The 15,684-nt window shown below is 44.1% G+C and carries 16 protein-coding genes and 1 other annotated feature; of the genes, 12 read left to right on the plus strand and 4 right to left on the minus strand.

The window, feature by feature from the left end:
• Positions 1 to 6 precede the first annotated feature (6 nt).
• Complete coding sequence (locus ACTNC6_RS03055; RefSeq protein ID WP_173742577.1) at positions 7 to 1,752, minus strand: Rqc2 family fibronectin-binding protein; 1,746 nt, start codon at positions 1,750 to 1,752, stop codon at positions 7 to 9.
• 451 nt (positions 1,753 to 2,203) lie between these two features.
• Between ACTNC6_RS03055 and ACTNC6_RS03060 the strand changes: the two genes are divergently transcribed.
• The 6 genes from ACTNC6_RS03060 to pgsA are packed head-to-tail and all read left to right on the plus strand — an operon-like array spanning position 2,204 to position 6,235.
• A complete protein-coding gene (locus ACTNC6_RS03060; protein ID WP_173742576.1) occupies positions 2,204 to 3,085 on the plus strand; it encodes a YicC/YloC family endoribonuclease in 882 nt (293 codons plus the stop codon).
• Between the two features lie 15 nt (positions 3,086 to 3,100).
• Complete coding sequence (locus tag ACTNC6_RS03065) at positions 3,101 to 3,373, plus strand: DUF370 domain-containing protein (protein ID WP_173742575.1); 273 nt, start codon at positions 3,101 to 3,103, stop codon at positions 3,371 to 3,373.
• The gene (gene gmk / locus ACTNC6_RS03070) at positions 3,366 to 3,989 is read left to right on the plus strand and encodes a guanylate kinase (RefSeq protein WP_019161441.1); all 624 of its coding nucleotides are present in this window, start codon (positions 3,366 to 3,368) and stop codon (positions 3,987 to 3,989) included. The genes ACTNC6_RS03065 and gmk overlap by 8 nt, the downstream gene beginning before the upstream one ends.
• A 46-nt stretch (positions 3,990 to 4,035) precedes the next feature.
• Positions 4,036 to 4,362 carry a DNA-directed RNA polymerase subunit omega gene (gene rpoZ, locus ACTNC6_RS03075; protein WP_441036466.1) on the plus strand — a complete coding sequence of 109 codons (327 nt, stop codon included), beginning with the start codon at positions 4,036 to 4,038 and terminating at the stop codon, positions 4,360 to 4,362.
• A gap of 12 nt (positions 4,363 to 4,374) precedes the next feature.
• Positions 4,375 to 5,712: a 30S ribosomal protein S12 methylthiotransferase RimO gene (gene rimO, locus ACTNC6_RS03080; protein WP_433844249.1), complete on the plus strand. Its 1,338-nt coding sequence runs from the start codon at positions 4,375 to 4,377 to the stop codon at positions 5,710 to 5,712.
• Positions 5,696 to 6,235, plus strand: coding sequence for a CDP-diacylglycerol--glycerol-3-phosphate 3-phosphatidyltransferase (gene pgsA, locus ACTNC6_RS03085; RefSeq protein WP_441036462.1), 540 nt, complete (start codon positions 5,696 to 5,698; stop codon positions 6,233 to 6,235). The genes rimO and pgsA overlap by 17 nt, the downstream gene beginning before the upstream one ends.
• A 25-nt stretch (positions 6,236 to 6,260) precedes the next feature.
• Here the strand turns inward: pgsA and ACTNC6_RS03090 are convergent, their stop codons facing one another.
• Positions 6,261 to 6,557: a hypothetical protein gene (locus ACTNC6_RS03090; RefSeq protein WP_173742571.1), complete on the minus strand. Its 297-nt coding sequence runs from the start codon at positions 6,555 to 6,557 to the stop codon at positions 6,261 to 6,263.
• Positions 6,538 to 6,912 carry a hypothetical protein gene (locus ACTNC6_RS03095; RefSeq protein WP_441043183.1) on the minus strand — a complete coding sequence of 125 codons (375 nt, stop codon included), beginning with the start codon at positions 6,910 to 6,912 and terminating at the stop codon, positions 6,538 to 6,540. The genes ACTNC6_RS03090 and ACTNC6_RS03095 overlap by 20 nt, the downstream gene beginning before the upstream one ends.
• 178 nt (positions 6,913 to 7,090) lie before the next feature.
• On the opposite strand from ACTNC6_RS03095, the gene ACTNC6_RS03100 reads away from it, so the two are divergent.
• Complete coding sequence (locus tag ACTNC6_RS03100) at positions 7,091 to 7,240, plus strand: hypothetical protein (RefSeq protein ID WP_441036455.1); 150 nt, start codon at positions 7,091 to 7,093, stop codon at positions 7,238 to 7,240.
• Positions 7,241 to 7,272: 32 nt separating this feature from the next.
• Here the strand turns inward: ACTNC6_RS03100 and ACTNC6_RS03105 are convergent, their stop codons facing one another.
• Positions 7,273 to 7,575: a hypothetical protein gene (locus tag ACTNC6_RS03105; protein ID WP_303242647.1), complete on the minus strand. Its 303-nt coding sequence runs from the start codon at positions 7,573 to 7,575 to the stop codon at positions 7,273 to 7,275.
• A 235-nt stretch (positions 7,576 to 7,810) separates the two neighbouring features.
• Here ACTNC6_RS03105 and ACTNC6_RS03110 point away from each other — a divergent pair, with 235 nt between their 5' ends.
• The 5 genes from ACTNC6_RS03110 to cls all read left to right on the plus strand — a co-directional run bounded on the left by ACTNC6_RS03110 (position 7,811) and on the right by cls (position 15,640).
• Positions 7,811 to 9,181, plus strand: a complete 1,371-nt coding sequence (locus tag ACTNC6_RS03110) for a cell wall hydrolase (protein ID WP_441036453.1) — start codon at positions 7,811 to 7,813, stop codon at positions 9,179 to 9,181.
• Between the two features lie 146 nt (positions 9,182 to 9,327).
• Positions 9,328 to 9,626 (plus strand) — a binding site (T-box leader).
• Between the two features lie 50 nt (positions 9,627 to 9,676).
• Positions 9,677 to 10,906: a tyrosine--tRNA ligase gene (gene tyrS / locus ACTNC6_RS03115; protein ID WP_008704520.1), complete on the plus strand. Its 1,230-nt coding sequence runs from the start codon at positions 9,677 to 9,679 to the stop codon at positions 10,904 to 10,906.
• A 63-nt stretch (positions 10,907 to 10,969) separates the two neighbouring features.
• Positions 10,970 to 13,609 (plus strand): alanine--tRNA ligase, encoded by a 2,640-nt coding sequence (gene alaS, locus ACTNC6_RS03120; protein ID WP_441043184.1) that lies wholly within the window; start codon positions 10,970 to 10,972, stop codon positions 13,607 to 13,609.
• A 132-nt stretch (positions 13,610 to 13,741) separates the two neighbouring features.
• On the plus strand, positions 13,742 to 13,918 hold the full coding sequence (rpsU, locus tag ACTNC6_RS03125) for a 30S ribosomal protein S21 (RefSeq protein WP_004222305.1): 177 nt from the start codon (positions 13,742 to 13,744) through the stop codon (positions 13,916 to 13,918).
• A gap of 234 nt (positions 13,919 to 14,152) precedes the next feature.
• The gene (gene cls, locus ACTNC6_RS03130) at positions 14,153 to 15,640 is read left to right on the plus strand and encodes a cardiolipin synthase (protein WP_173742609.1); all 1,488 of its coding nucleotides are present in this window, start codon (positions 14,153 to 14,155) and stop codon (positions 15,638 to 15,640) included.
• Positions 15,641 to 15,684: the final 44 nt, after the last annotated feature.

Below are 15,684 nucleotides of genomic sequence, written 5' to 3' on the forward strand. Positions count from 1 at the left end.
GAAATATCAGATTTCCCTGACTCCCGCCAGGGAGGGCTCTGCCATCAGAGAATAATTGGTATAATAAACCACAAAGCCAGGCTTGGCACCTGCCGGTTTTTTTACCTGTTTTTTCTGGATATAATCAATTTCCACCTTTGGTGCAGTACGTCCTTTGGAATAATATGCTGCAAGCTGTCCTGCAATCTCAAAAATATGATCCGGCAGCTCTCCGTCCCTGGATTTTACCACAACATGGGAACCGGCCATCTTCTTCGCATGAAACCACCAGTCATTTCCTGTGGCAAACTTAAAGGTAAGTTCATCATTCTGGAAATTATTTTTCCCTACATAAATATCATAGCCATCCTCTGTGACATAGTGGAAGGGCTTGGATTTGGTCTGCATTTTCTGGCCTTTTTTTCGATCATAATGCTTCTTGATATAGCCGCATTCTGCCAGCTCCTCCTTGATCTGGGACAGATCGCTTTCAGCCAGCGCAATATCCAGGGCATTGGAGATAGACTCTAGATGATCGATCTCACTTCTTGTCTCTTCAAGCTGTTCCTTAAGAGCCTCCTCCGTACGTTTCAATTTGCCGTATTTGTCAAAATATTTCTTGGAATTTTCGGCAGGAGTCATGGTAGGATCCAGAGGAATGGTAACTTCTTCATTATTATAATAGTTCACAGCCTTAAATGACTTACAGCCATCCTCCAGGCCATAACCATAAGTATTAATCAGCTCTCCATAGATTTTATACTTGTCCTTTTTGGCAGTATCCTTCATCTGCTTCTCCTGCAGTATCAGCTTCTTGCGGTTGCGCTCAAGGGCAGTCTGTACAATCCGACGCAGATCTGCAGACTTCTGATGAATACGTGAAAGAGTATTCTTTTTCGCATAATAAGTTTCCAGCATGGCAGACACACTGTCAAAGGTCTCAGCATGATACTCAGCCCCATACTGCTGAAAAAGAAACACCCCATACTCCACAGGCTCCTCACCCCGGAACACAATGTTGGGGGTAAAATCACATTCCTTAACCTGCTCCATCAGTCTGCTGAAGGTATGGTACAGATGCACCTGGGCTGCTTCATCCAGTGACTGCGCCGCATCACTGCCGTCAATGGAAGCCCTGTAGCAGATTTCCTCTGCAACAACAGGACTAAGTCCGGTGAGAGAAGAGTAGATCGCCTTGGAAATATTACAAGGCTTACTGCAGATAACCCTTATAAAATCCTCCTCACTTACAGACAGCGGATCCAGCTTATCCTGAGTTTTCGGAATAAAATATTCCCTTCCCGGAAGAACCTCCCTTACAGAACTCATATGAGAAGAAACATGCTTAATACTGTCCAGAATCATCCTCTGATCATCACAGAAAATAATATTACTGTGTTTCCCCATCAGCTCCATGATCAGAACCTTCTTACAGGGATCCCCCAGCTCATTCAGATGCTCCAGCTCAAACTCCACCACACGCTCCAGCCCCGGCTGCCTGATCCCGGAAATACGCGCACTGCCAATATGCTTACGCAGCAGCATACAGAAATTGGGCGCAGTCAGAGGACTTACCTTATTCTTAGACGTAAAATAAATAAGCGGAAGCGAAGCACTGGCCGACAAAAGCAGCCTGCACTGCCCATTCGCCCCCTTCCCCGTAATCAACAACTCATCCGCCTCCGGCTGAGCAATCTTATTAAACCTGCCCCCATCCAAATTCAAATGCAGCTCCGCCACCATCGCCGCAATGGTAATTCCATCAAATGCCATATATACACACTCCTAATTAAAATTTATACATATAAGAAAGACAAACAAATCCCCGCAATCTTATTCCTGTCCCCATAGCACAGCCAGCAGGAGAAACGTCACGTCCGGGGCGCATTTGCAGGAGTTGTGTAGTTCTTAGTGCGTGGAAGACTGCGTTATGAGCCCAAAGCCTCACTGTCTGAGCGTCAGCGAGTTTGAGCTTTGGGCGAATGCACTTAGCAGTCTTTCACACACTTAGAACTACTAAACTCCGAAACCGCGCCCCAGACATGACGTTTCTCCTGCGTCCCTATAGTATACCATACCCCACGTCTCACAATCAAGGATTCAAGCATACCCCCAAAACCACAAAAAATATTTGACTAAGATTTCATAATGAACTATAATAAATCTGTATGTAAATTTTACACCCCAATACTTTTAAAACAGACCCACAAAGAGAGAAAAAAACATGATAAAAAGTATGACTGGTTTCGGCCGCTCAGAAGTCGTAACTGATGAACGAAAAATAACCATCGAACTCAAATCCGTTAACCACAGATATCTGGATCTGAGTATCAAAATGCCAAAGAAACTCAGCTTTCTGGAAGGATCCATCCGAAATCTGATGAAAACTTATATCCAGAGAGGTAAGGTAGACGTTTATATCACATACGAAGACTATACCATAAACAACGGCACTCTGAAATACAACAAAGAGCTGGCAGCCGAATATATAGCCTGCCTGAAGCAGATCCAGCAGGACTTTGACCTGGACTATGACATAAAAGTCAGCACCCTCTCCCGATACCCGGATATCCTTACTATGGAAGAACAGTCCGTAGATGAAGAAGAACTGTGGAGCATACTGGAGCCGCCGGTGCGGGAAGCCTGTGAGAAATTCGTTCAGACCCGTACCCAGGAGGGACACAACCTGGAGAAAGATCTTCTGGAAAAACTGGATGGCCTGGACAAGAAGGTTACCCGTATAGAAGAACGTTCTCCTGAGGTGGTAAATGCCTACAGGACAAAGCTGGAAGCCAAAGTTTCCGAGCTTCTTGAGGACACTCAGATTGATGACAACAGGATCGCAGCAGAGGTTATTCTTTTCTCTGATAAAATCTGTAATGATGAGGAAACAGTACGTCTGCACAGTCATGTGAAAAACATGAAGAAAATGCTTACCACAGAGACAGAGGGGATTGGACGAAAGCTGGACTTCATGGCACAGGAGATGAACAGAGAAGCAAATACCATCCTGTCCAAATCCAGTGATATGGAGATTTCTGATATAGCCATAGACCTGAAGACAGAAATCGAGAAAATAAGGGAACAGATCCAGAATATAGAATAAAAAGGATGGATGATGGTGGCCAGACTGATCAATATAGGATTTGGAAATGTAGTGAATTCACAGAAAATCGTGGCTGTGGTCAGCCCTGATGCTGCACCGGTGAAGCGTATGGTGCAGAGCGTCAGAGGAACCAGGTCATTGATCGATGCAACCCAGGGCAGGAAAACCAAAGCAGTGATCGTTACCAGTGATGATTATCTGGTGCTCAGCGCACTGCAGCCTGAAACCATCGCCCGCAGGTTTGCAGAAATATATGAATATGAAGATAAGGGAGAAGTTCATGAGTAAAGGAATTTTAGTTGTAGTTTCCGGCTTTTCAGGTGCAGGTAAAGGCACAGTGATGAAGCGTCTTCTTGAGAAATATGATGACTATGCACTGTCTGTTTCCGTGACTACCAGAGCACCCCGCCCAGGTGAGGAAGACGGTATTGCCTACTTTTTCCGCAGCAGGGAAGAGTTTGAGCAGCTGATCAGGGAGGACGCGCTGATCGAATATGCCCAGTATGTGGAGAATTATTACGGTACTCCCCGTTCTTATGTAGAAGAGCAGCTTTCAGCAGGCAGGAATGTGATCCTGGAGATTGAAATCCAGGGGGCAATGAAGGTAAAAGAAAAAATACCGGAGGCTTTACTGGTATTTGTAACTCCGCCTACAGTGGCAGAGCTGGAAAAGCGTCTCAAAGGCAGAGGAACAGAAACTGATCAGGTAATTGCAGACCGGCTGGCCAGAGCTGGAGAGGAAGCAAAAGGCATGGATCAGTATGATTATATTCTAGTTAACGATGATGTGGAGGAATGTGTGGATCATCTTCATGATATTATTGTAAGTGAGCATTCCAGAGCATCCAGAAATATTGATTTTATTGAGGACATCCAGAGACAGACAAAAGCTTTTCAGAAATAAAAGATAACTATATGGCAAAGCCATTAAAAGTGAAAGGAGAATATAAATGATACATCCATCTTATACAGAATTAATTGAGGCAATCAACACAAACAATGAGGACGATGATACCACAATGTCCATCAACAGCCGCTATTCCCTGGTACTTGCTGCCAGCAAGCGTGCACGTCAGCTGATCGCAGGAGCAAAACCTATGGTAGCTGGTGCAGCAGGTAAAAAGCCACTTTCTGTTGCTATTGATGAATTATATCAGGGACAGATAAAGATCCTGGCACCTGAAGAGGAGACAGAAGAAACAGCAGAAGCTGTACAGACAGAGGCAGCTGTGGAAGAGACAGAGGCTGTGGCAGAAGCTGAGACAGAAGAAAACTGATTGGGAGATTATATGAAGCTATTATTTGTATCATTAGGCTGCGATAAGAATCTGGTGGATTCTGAGGAAATGCTTGGACTTCTGACCAGAAAAGGATTTGAGATCGTAGATGATGAAACACTGGCAGAGGTGATCATTATCAATACCTGCTGCTTTATTAATGATGCTAAGGAAGAGAGCGTAAATACAATCCTGGAGATGGCAGAGTATAAAAAGGCAGGAAGCTGTAAGGCTCTGATCGTCACCGGATGTATGGCTCAGCGTTACAAAAATGAAATCACTGAAGAGGTTCCGGAGGTAGATGCAGTACTGGGAACCACTTCCTATGAGGATATTTACAGAGCAATCCAGGAAGCAGTGGATGGGAAACAGTTTCAGGAATTCAAGAGTATTGATTATCTGCCGGAAAGCCTGGGCAGGCGTGTCCTGACTACAGGCGGCCATTTTGGATACCTGAAGATAGCAGAAGGCTGTGACAAGCACTGCACTTATTGTATTATTCCAAAGCTTAGAGGTAAATTCCGAAGCGTTCCTATGGAGCGCCTGCTTACCCAGGCCAGAGAAATGGCTGAGGAAGGTGTGAAAGAACTGATACTGGTAGCACAGGAGACTACAGTATACGGTACAGATATTTACGGAAAAAAATCTCTTCATGTTCTTTTGAAGGAATTATGTAAGATCAGCGGAATCCGTTGGATCCGGGTGTTATACTGCTACCCGGAAGAGATTTATGATGAACTGATTCAGACCATGAAAGAAGAGAAAAAGATATGTCATTATCTGGATCTTCCCATTCAGCATGCCAGCGACAGGATCCTGAAGCGTATGGGAAGACGTACCACCAGGGCAGAACTGGTGGATATTGTAAATAAACTCCGGGGAGAAATTCCGGACATTGTTCTGAGAACGACTCTGATCACAGGATTTCCCGGTGAAACTGAGGAAGACCATGAGGAACTGATGGAATTTGTAGACGAAATGGAGTTTGACAGACTGGGAGTATTTACTTACTCACCTGAGGAGGATACTCCTGCTGCAGGAATGCCGGACCAGATTCCTGAGGAGATCAAGGAAGAACGAAGGGATGAGATCATGGAGCTCCAACAGGAGATTTCTTATGATAAGGGGACGGACCGTATTGGCCAGGAGCTGCTTGTCATGATTGAGGGCAAGGTAGCAGATGAAAGCGCCTATATCGGCAGAACCTATGGAGACGCACCGAAGGTGGACGGTTATATCTTTGTGCAGACCGGGGAACTTCTGATGACTGGTGATTTTGCAAAGGTACGTGTGACCGGTGCGTTGGAATATGATTTGATAGGAGTGTTGGCAGATGAATACACCGAATAAATTGACAGTTGCCAGAATGATCTTTGTACCATTTCTGGTGTTGTTTATGCTTACAGGATGGGGCGGAGAAGGAAACCGCTATATATCCCTGGCTATTTTCGTGGTAGCCAGTGTTACAGACTGGTTTGACGGTAAGATTGCCAGAAAAAATAATCTGGTAACAAATTTCGGAAAATTTATGGATCCTCTGGCAGACAAGCTTCTGGTCTGCTCTGCTATGATTTGTTTTATTGAGCTGGATAAGCTTCCAGCATGGATTGTGATCATCATTATCGCAAGAGAATTTATTATCAGTGGTTTCCGCCTGATTGCAGCAGAGAATGGAATTGTAATTGCGGCGAATTACTGGGGCAAGTTCAAAACCGTTTCTCAGATGATCATGATTATTCTTCTTCTGGCAGATCTGGGAGGTGTGTTTGACGTGCTGGCACAGATTTTCATCTGGCTGTCAGTAGCTTTGACTATTATTTCTCTGATCACTTATATCTGGCAGAACAAGAAAGTATTATCCATGCAGGACTGATAAAATGCAGGACTGACAAAGAAATTCAGCGTATCATCTTCATTAGCTGAACTACCTTGTCAAGCTTTTGAATCTCCTGAGGAGATTTCCCTGCTTTTAACACATCAATGATTGTTGAGATTTCACTGGCGCTGAAGTTCATACCGCTTTTCTTCCCCTGGGAGGCTGCTCCCAACAGGAAAGGCAGGAGTTCACCGGCGCCTTTTGTATTTCCCTGAGAAGCCAGGCTGCGGAGCATTTCCAGCTTGGTTTTGTCTATATCTGCAAGCTTTGGATTGTTGATCCAGTTATCATTCAGGTTATTATTTAAGGGATCCTTCATTGGAATCCTCCTTTCTGTATTCCGGCTGGTTTATGATATTTACTATTTGAACCATTGCCATCATATTCACAAGCTGATCCAGCTTCGACCTGGCAGGACCGTAGCAAAAGCTGCGGATATCGTTAAGCATATCCATGGGATCTGTGTCTGCAGTACTTGCAGCAGTCAGGTCGGATTCGTAATTCTTTTTTCCAAAAATAGAAACTGTATTTCGAAATTCCATTGCTTTTTCATAAATAGAGAGAATCTGGCGGCTTCTGGCAGGCAGGTAAGGAATAGCAGCCTTCAGCATCTGTCCGTAATCAGTACCTGTGATCTGATCCAGAGGAGTCTGGGAAATAAAATCCTGATTCATGATGATGCTCCTTTTTGTTTATGATTGATGACGGGCCTGAGATTTTTTGCCCCTAACAGTTTATGAGCTTTGCTATCAAGATATGAAGGAATTATGACGGAAACCGGGCAATAGTTATGGCGAAGCAGACAGCTGTGACATATAATAAATTATAAACAGAAGGAAAGAGGAAGGAAAAATGAAGGATCAGAAGGAAAAACAGATAATGGAGGGGAATTCTTTTTATGAAATAGATCTGGAATGCGTGCGAAGAAAGGAAGAAGCTGAAAAAGGTACGGGATCTGGTTGTGACAAATCGGATAGCCGTCCCCAAAGGCAGAGGGGTTAACCTCTGCCCGGGAAGGGAATAACGGCAGCCGGTCAGCAGCAGCTGTTATTGCATCCGCTGCCATTGCCACACAGGCAGAGGAGAACGATAATGATCCAGCAGTTGTCATTGCATCCGCAGCTATTACCTCCGCCAAATCCATTGTTACCGCACAGACAAAGAAGAATGATGATCCAAAGGATATTGCTGCAGGAATTGTTTCCGCAGGAGAGTCCACAGCCATTTCCGCATCCGCATCCACAGCCCATATTGCATCCACAGTTAGTGTCACAACCGGAATTGCATCCGCATCCTCCTCTGTCGTCGCAGCAGTTTGTAGCAGCTAAATCACTCATGTTGATTCCTCCAGAATTTCTTTACACTCTATCATATGTACCAGGATCAAATGTGTTACTGTGAACGGAGTGAACAGTAATTCAAATGTGTTGTTTGAGTAAACCGAATAGAAGTTGACATTAATATGAGATTCAGATATAATATATGTAACAATTTTGTAAAGAATGCAAAGATTGTGAAAAACAAATGCAATAAAAAGTCGAAAAATAACTATGAAAAGAATGGAGAGTATTCATGAAGAAACATAGAAACATATGGAAAAGCTGCCTGCTTCTTTCTGTGATCGCCGTTTTTGTACTGGGGTGTTTTTCTGTGTCGGCTGCGACCAAAACAGGCTTTGTCACTGAGAATGGCAAAACCTATTACATAAACAAGGATGGTTCCAGACAGAAAGGATGGCTTGAGCTAAATGGCAGAAAATATTATTTTAACAGAACTACAGGAGTTCAGCTGAAAGGCTGGGCCAAGGATTCCAGCGGTAAAGTGATCCGGTATTTTACCAAGGGTGCAGGCTATATGGTTACCGGCAATCTGAAGGATTCCAAGGGAAATATCCGTTATTTTGATGAGAAGACAGGCCTGCTTACCAGAGGATGGCGTACAGATGCCAAGGGATATAAATATTATTATTACAGTGGTTCCGGAGTGATGGCTACCGGTTGGGTACAGGATAAAAAATTACAGAGACGTTATTTCAGTAAAGCAAACGGCAGGATGCTTACGGGATGGGTTGAGAATTCTGCAGGTAATTACAGATATTTTCATCCGACGTCGGGAATTCTGTATGTAGGACTTCAGAAGGTGGGAGAAGATTACTACTATTTCTCCAAGACTACAGGTATCCGTTATGAGAAGGGCTTTGGCACGGTCGGAAGTAAGAAATATTATTTTGACAAAAAAACAGGCAAAATGAAAACCGGATGGCTGGAGGAGGATGGCAAAAAATATTATTTTGAATCCTCAGGTGCCATGGTTGTAAATGATGTGCGGGCTATTGACGGCGCTACTTACAAGTTTGATGAAAACGGTGTGGCGTCTAAAGTAGATTCCAACTATGTGATAGATGGAAAGTATGTCAAGGTATTTGATGCTAAAAATAATAAATGGTATTATATGGAGAAAGAGTTTCTGGAGCATCCGGGAATTGCTGACGGCACAGTTTCTGACCTGGATCTGCTGGCTGCAGTATGTGATGCGGAGGCAGGAGACCAGGGGCTTGTGGGTATGGAAGCAGTGGCTCTCTGTGTGCTGAACTGTACAGTGGACAAGTATAAGGAATTTCCGTCACAGATCCGTTATGTGGTATATCAGGGAAAACCGAACCAGTATGCAGTTGTGATTGACGGTGCTCTGATCAAACGACTGAAGGGACAGTTTGAAGACAGAACCAATGCCTATGCAGCTGCAAAAGCGGCAATGGCAATGTTTAATGATTATATTAATAAAGGAACTGCCAGAACTCTGCCCGGATTTAAGAAAAAGGATTTTGATTATAAATTCTTTATGACTCCTCAGGCCTTCTGGGCGCAGAACCTGAATTTCAGCAAACTGGATTATGAACAGTACAAGGGTCATATGTTCTTTGTAGACTGGATATCAGGCTGACACATTAACACTTTAAGTTGACAGAGAAAAACGAAATTATCTGTAAAATTTCTTGACAAACAAAATCTGTATTTGTATACTTGCAGATAGATAAGACAGTCAGGAAAAGAGCAATTCCCTATTCTAATCCTGACGGCTATATGAAAGTAAAGGCACAGATGGGAAATAGTAGCACGTGGAAAGCAGACAGAGAGCAGCCGGCTGGTGAGAGGCGCCTGAGGGAACCGTGTGAATACCTCCCGGAGCTCTGCACCGAAACTTTCGGATCGAATGTTTCTGAGAACAGTAGGCTGCAGCGGTTTGGCATCCGTTAATTTGCTTAAGTGAAAGGTCTGGCCGGGAAGATACTCTGGCAGTGACTTTATATCATTCACTTATGGAGGCAGAAAATGCGAGTTTTCTGTAAATTTAGGTGGTAACGCGAGACCCGGTTCTCGTCCTAAACGGACAGAGGAACCGGGTTATTTTAGTTATATTACGAGGAGGAAACAAACAATGACAGTTTGGGACGAGCTGAAAGCCCGTGGTCTGATTGCCCAGGTAACAGACGAAGAAGAGATCAAAGAAATGGTAAATAATGGAAAAGCCACATTTTACATTGGCTTTGACCCTACCGCAGACAGCCTTCATGTGGGACATTTTATGGCGCTCTGCCTGATGAAACGTCTGCAGATGGCAGGAAATAAACCAATCGCATTATTAGGCGGCGGAACCGGTATGATCGGTGACCCGTCCGGAAGATCTGATATGCGTCAGATGATGACAGTGGAGACAATCCAGCACAACATTGACTGCTTCAAGAAACAGATGGAGCGTTTTATCGACTTCTCAGACGGCAAGGCATTAATGGTAAACAATGCAGACTGGCTGATGAACTTAAATTACGTAGAGGTACTCCGTGATGTTGGACCACATTTCTCTGTAAACCGTATGCTTTCTCATGAATGCTACAAACAGCGTATGGAACGTGGACTTACATTCCTTGAATTTAACTATATGATCATGCAGAGCTATGACTTCTACATGTTATATCAGAAATACGGCTGTACCATGCAGTTCGGTGGCGATGACCAGTGGGCAAATATGCTTGGCGGTACAGAGCTGATCCGCCGTAAGCTTGGCAAAGATGCCTATGCCATGACGATCACACTTCTTCTGAACTCCGAAGGCAAGAAGATGGGTAAAACACAGTCCGGTGCTGTATGGCTTGATCCGGAGAAAACTTCTCCTTTCGATTTCTATCAGTACTGGAGAAACGTGGATGATGCAGATGTTATCAAATGTATGCGTCTCCTCACATTCCTTCCATTAGAAGAAATTGACGAGATGGCGAAATGGGAAGGAAGCCAGTTAAATAAAGCAAAAGAAATCCTTGCATACGAGCTGACAAATCTGGTTCACGGCGAAGAGGAAGCAAAGAAAGCGCAGGAAGGCGCAAGAGCACTTTTTGCAGGCGGCGCTGACACAGCACATATGCCGACAACTGAGCTTGCAGACGAAGACTTCTCAGAGGAAGGAACAATCGATCTGATCTCCATGCTTGTAAAAGCAGGAATGGTTCCAACACGTTCCGAGGGACGCCGTGCCATTGAGCAGGGCGGTGTTTCCATTGACGGTGAGAAGATCACAGATGTGAAATACACAGTTGCCAAAGATGCACTTACAGGTGAAGGTGTAGTGCTGAAAAAAGGCAAAAAGAAATTTAATAAAGTTCTGGCAAAATAAAAAATTCATTATAGAAATATCGGCGGATACTGATGGTTCCGCCGACTTCAGGAGGAAAAGATTATGAAGAAATACGGAGTAAACGAACTTCGTCAGATGTTCCTGGACTTCATGGAAAGCAAAGGACATCTGGTAATGAAAAGCTTTTCCCTGGTACCACAGGGAGATAAGAGTCTTCTGCTGATCAATGCAGGTATGGCTCCGCTGAAACCATATTTTACAGGTGCTGAAATCCCGCCGAGAACAAGAGTAAGTACCTGCCAGAAATGTATCCGTACAGGTGATATCGAGAATGTAGGTAAAACTGCACGCCACGGTACATTCTTTGAGATGCTTGGTAACTTCTCCTTTGGTGACTATTTCAAGAAAGAAGCCATCCACTGGTCCTGGGAATTCCTTACAGAGGTAGTAGGACTGGATGCAGACCGTCTTTATCCTTCCGTATATCTGGAAGATGATGAAGCATTTGACATCTGGAACAAAGAAATCGGAATCCCTGCTGACAGAATTTTCCGTTTTGGAAAAGAAGATAACTTCTGGGAGCATGGCGCAGGTCCCTGTGGTCCATGTTCAGAAATCTACTATGACCGTGGAGAGAAATACGGTTGCGGGAAACCTGGCTGTACAGTAGGCTGTGACTGCGACCGTTACATGGAAGTATGGAACAACGTATTTACCCAGTTTGAGAACGATGGTAACGGAAATTATACAACACTGAAACAGAAGAACATTGATACAGGTATGGGTCTGGAACGTCTGGCAGTTGTTGTGCAGGACGTAGATTCCATTTTCGATGTAGATACCATCTGTGCACTGCGTAACCTGGTATGTGAAATCTCCGGAAAAGAATACGAGAAGAACTATAACGATGACGTATCCATCCGTCTGATCACAGACCATATCCGTTCTGCAACATTTATGATCTCCGACGGTATCATGCCTACAAACGAAGGCCGCGGCTATGTACTTCGCCGTCTGATCCGTCGTGCAGCACGTCACGGACGTCTTCTTGGCATCGAAGGCACCTTCCTTGCAAAATTAAGTGAAGAAGTGATCAATGGTTCCAAAGCAGGATATCCGGAGCTGGAAGAGAAGAAAGAATTTATCTTTAAAGTTCTCACAAACGAAGAAAACCAGTTCAACAAGACCATTGACCAGGGTCTCCGTATCCTTGGAGAGATGGAAGATGAGATGAAAGCAGCAGGAGAGAAAACACTTTCCGGCGAAAATGCATTCAAATTATATGATACTTACGGATTCCCGATGGATCTTACAAAAGAGATTCTTGAGGAAAAAGGATATGATATTGACGAGGCAGGCTTCCAGAAATGTATGGAAGAGCAGAGAAACAAAGCACGTTCTGCCCGTGAAGTGACCAACTATATGGGTGCTGATGCAACTGTATATGATGATATCGATGTAAATGTTACAACAGAATTCGTAGGATACGATCATCTTACCTTTGATTCCAAAGTAACAGTGCTCACAACAGAGACAGAGATCGTCAATTCTCTGATGGAAGGCCAGAAAGGAACTGTCTTTACAGAGCAGACTCCATTCTATGCAACTATGGGTGGACAGATTGGTGACACAGGTGTGATCGAAACTGCAAACGGTAAGTTCGTAGTAGAAGACACCATCAAGCTTCGCGGCGGCAAATTTGGTCATGTTGGCCATATGGAATCCGGTATGATCTCCACAGGAGAAACTGTTTCCCTGAAAGTGGATGAAGCTGCAAGAAGAGACACTGAGAAGAACCACAGTGCAACACATCTTCTTCAGAAAGCATTAAAGACAGTACTTGGAAGCCATGTAGAACAGAAAGGTTCTCTGGTAACACCGGACAGACTTCGTTTCGACTTTGCTCATTTCCAGGCTATGACAGCTGATGAGATCGCACAGGTAGAAGCGCTTGTTAATAAAGAAATCCAGGCTGGTCTTGAAGTCCGTACAGATGTTATGGATGTGGAAGAGGCTAAGAAATCCGGAGCAATGGCTCTGTTCGGAGAAAAATATGACCAGAAGGTACGTGTGGTATCCATGGGCGACTTCTCCAAGGAACTCTGCGGTGGTACTCATGTGGCAAACACAAGCTCCATCATGCTGTTCAAGATCGTTTCCGAATCCGGTATCGCAGCAGGCGTGCGCCGTATCGAAGCTCTGACAGGCAACGGAGTTCTGGAATACTATAAGAAACAGGAAGAACTGCTTCACGAAGCAGCCAAAGCACTGAAAGCAAATCCTGCAGAGATCGTAGAGAAGATCGGACATCTTCAGGGAGAAGTAAAGGCACTCTCCAGCGAGAACGAATCCTTAAAGAGCAAACTGGCTCAGGGCGCTCTGGGAGATGTTATGGATAAAGTAGTAGAAGTCAAAGGTGTGAAACTCCTTGCTGCAAAAGTAGACGGAGTGGACATGAACGGACTTCGTGACCTTGGCGATCAGCTGAAAGGCAAACTTGGCGAGGGTGTTGTCCTTCTGGCAGCAGTAAACGGTGAAAAAGTAAACCTTCTTGCAATGGCTACTGACGCAGCACAGAAAGCAGGTGCCCACGCAGGTAACCTGATCAAAGCAGTGGCAGCTATCGTAGGCGGTGGTGGCGGCGGACGTCCGAACATGGCTCAGGCCGGCGGAAAGAACCCTGCCAAGGCTCAGGAAGCCGTAGATGCAGCAGCAGGAATCCTGGAAGGTCAGTTAAAATAATTTCAAAAATTAACCAAAAAGATGTTGACGAACCAAGAGCCAATGATATATAATATCACTTGTGCAAGAAAAATACCCAGACAGTTGTATTTTAGCACAATCTACAACTGGAGGGAGGTTAGGTGTGAGTCTATGTCAAACGTTATCGTAAAAGAGAACGAGACTTTAGATAGCGCTCTTCGCAGATTCAAGAGAAGCTGTGCAAAAGCAGGAATTCAGCAGGAAATCCGCAAAAGAGAGCATTACGAGAAACCAAGCGTTCGTCGTAAAAAGAAATCTGAAGCCGCAAGAAAACGTAAATATAATTAATTGTGCGCAAAAATCCCTGGCAGTATGTCAGGGATTTTTAACATTATAAAGTATTACTGTGCTGCGAAATCTGCTGCAGGGCATGAAGCAGACAGGAAAATTTTAAGGGGAAAGGAAGCAGGCTTGAAGGCAGAGAAAAATGAAAATTTAAAACAAAAGAAAAACTTTATATTACTGTTGCTCAGAAAATTGCTGAAGCTGCTGTTTAACAGGATTTTTTATGTGGTATTCGCTATGCTTATTCAGTTGGGCTGGATTTTTGTCATGGTTTTGAAGATTGCAGCCTTTTCCCGTTATGTGGATATATTTATCGGGATCGTGGGAGTACTGATCGTTCTCTGGATTGTTAACAAAGAGATCAATCCTTCTTATAAACTGGCCTGGACCATGTTGATCTTAAGTCTTCCCATTCTGGGAGTAACTCTGTATTTTCTCTTTGGAAAGTCCAGAATTGCATCTATTATGGACCGTCAGTTCGTGAAAAGAATAGAGGAGAGCAGTGAATTAATGCAGGATGATCCGGAGACTGTCAGCGGCCTCTGGGAGAGAGATCCTTCTGCTGCCATGCAGTCCCATTATATTTCCAGTGCTTCTCATTTTCCGGTACATCAGAATACTTCAGCTGAATATTTTCAGGTTGGGGATGATATGTTTCCTGTATTGGTAAAAGAACTGAAGCAGGCAAAAAAATATATTTTTATCGAATATTTTATTATTAATGACGGAGTGATGTGGCAGACAATTCTGGATATTCTGGAACAGAAGGCTGCAGAGGGAGTGGATGTAAGGCTGATCTATGATGGTTTTGGATGTCTGACCACCTTACCTCACAAATATTATGAAGAGCTTCGGAAAAAGGGAATTACCTGCCAGGTATTTAATCCTTTCCGTCCGATCCTTAATATTATCCAGAATAACCGTGACCACAGGAAACTGTGTATCATTGACGGATGGGTAGGATTTACCGGCGGGATCAATCTTTCAGATGAGTATATTAACCAGAAAGAACGATTCGGGCACTGGAAAGATACGGCTATTATGCTGAAGGGAGAAGCGGTCTGGAATATGACGGTGATGTTTCTCCATATGTGGGCAGTGATTGGACGCACAGAGGAGAAAATCGACTATGAAGTATATCTGCCCCACAGAAATCACCAGGAACAGTTTATGGGAAATGGATTTGTACAGCCCTTCTGTGATACTCCGCTGGATGAGGAGATTGTAGGGGAGAATGTATATCTGAATATTATTAATAAGGCCAGACGATATGTATATATCTGTACACCATATCTGATCATAGATAATGAAATGATGACAGCATTATGTCTGGCTGCCAAAAACGGGGTGGATGTAAGGATCATGACACCTGGTACCCCGGATAAGAAGCTGGTATTTTTACTGACCCAGTCTTATTACAGACAGCTGCTGGAAAACGGAGTAAAAATTTATGAATATCAGCCCGGATTTCTCCATGCAAAAACCTTTGTGTGTGATGACGAGATCGCAGTGGTGGGAACCATCAATCTGGACTACCGCAGTCTGTACCTGCACTTTGAGGATGGTGTGTGGATCTATGGCAATGATGTGATCTGGTCTATGAAGGAGGACTTTGTGCAGACTCTGGAGGATTGTCATACAGTGCCTCTGGAATTCTGCAAAAACCGCAAAATCCCGGTACGTATTATGCAGAATGTACTTCGGGCTTTTGCACCCATGCTGTGATGTGCGGGCGGTAATGCAGTCGTATCGTTACTGTTCACTGATAA

Origin of the sequence: Blautia sp. HCP3S3_C4, assembly GCF_052064095.1 — a bacterium.
Taxonomy (GTDB): domain Bacteria; phylum Bacillota; class Clostridia; order Lachnospirales; family Lachnospiraceae; genus Blautia_A.

Coding starts and splice junctions, on each gene's coding strand:
- ACTNC6_RS03090 (WP_173742571.1), bottom strand. CDS start 6,557: ATGAAGGATCCCTTAAATAATAACCTGAATGATAACTGGATCAACAAT.
- rpsU (WP_004222305.1), top strand. CDS start 13,742: ATGTCAAACGTTATCGTAAAAGAGAACGAGACTTTAGATAGCGCTCTT.
- alaS (WP_441043184.1), top strand. CDS start 10,970: ATGAAGAAATACGGAGTAAACGAACTTCGTCAGATGTTCCTGGACTTC.
- ACTNC6_RS03095 (WP_441043183.1), bottom strand. CDS start 6,912: ATGAATCAGGATTTTATTTCCCAGACTCCTCTGGATCAGATCACAGGT.
- pgsA (WP_441036462.1), top strand. CDS start 5,696: ATGAATACACCGAATAAATTGACAGTTGCCAGAATGATCTTTGTACCA.
- cls (WP_173742609.1), top strand. CDS start 14,153: ATGCTTATTCAGTTGGGCTGGATTTTTGTCATGGTTTTGAAGATTGCA.
- gmk (WP_019161441.1), top strand. CDS start 3,366: ATGAGTAAAGGAATTTTAGTTGTAGTTTCCGGCTTTTCAGGTGCAGGT.
- tyrS (WP_008704520.1), top strand. CDS start 9,677: ATGACAGTTTGGGACGAGCTGAAAGCCCGTGGTCTGATTGCCCAGGTA.
- ACTNC6_RS03105 (WP_303242647.1), bottom strand. CDS start 7,575: ATGAGTGATTTAGCTGCTACAAACTGCTGCGACGACAGAGGAGGATGC.
- rpoZ (WP_441036466.1), top strand. CDS start 4,036: ATGATACATCCATCTTATACAGAATTAATTGAGGCAATCAACACAAAC.
- ACTNC6_RS03060 (WP_173742576.1), top strand. CDS start 2,204: ATGATAAAAAGTATGACTGGTTTCGGCCGCTCAGAAGTCGTAACTGAT.
- ACTNC6_RS03110 (WP_441036453.1), top strand. CDS start 7,811: ATGAAGAAACATAGAAACATATGGAAAAGCTGCCTGCTTCTTTCTGTG.
- ACTNC6_RS03100 (WP_441036455.1), top strand. CDS start 7,091: ATGAAGGATCAGAAGGAAAAACAGATAATGGAGGGGAATTCTTTTTAT.
- ACTNC6_RS03055 (WP_173742577.1), bottom strand. CDS start 1,752: ATGGCATTTGATGGAATTACCATTGCGGCGATGGTGGCGGAGCTGCAT.
- rimO (WP_433844249.1), top strand. CDS start 4,375: ATGAAGCTATTATTTGTATCATTAGGCTGCGATAAGAATCTGGTGGAT.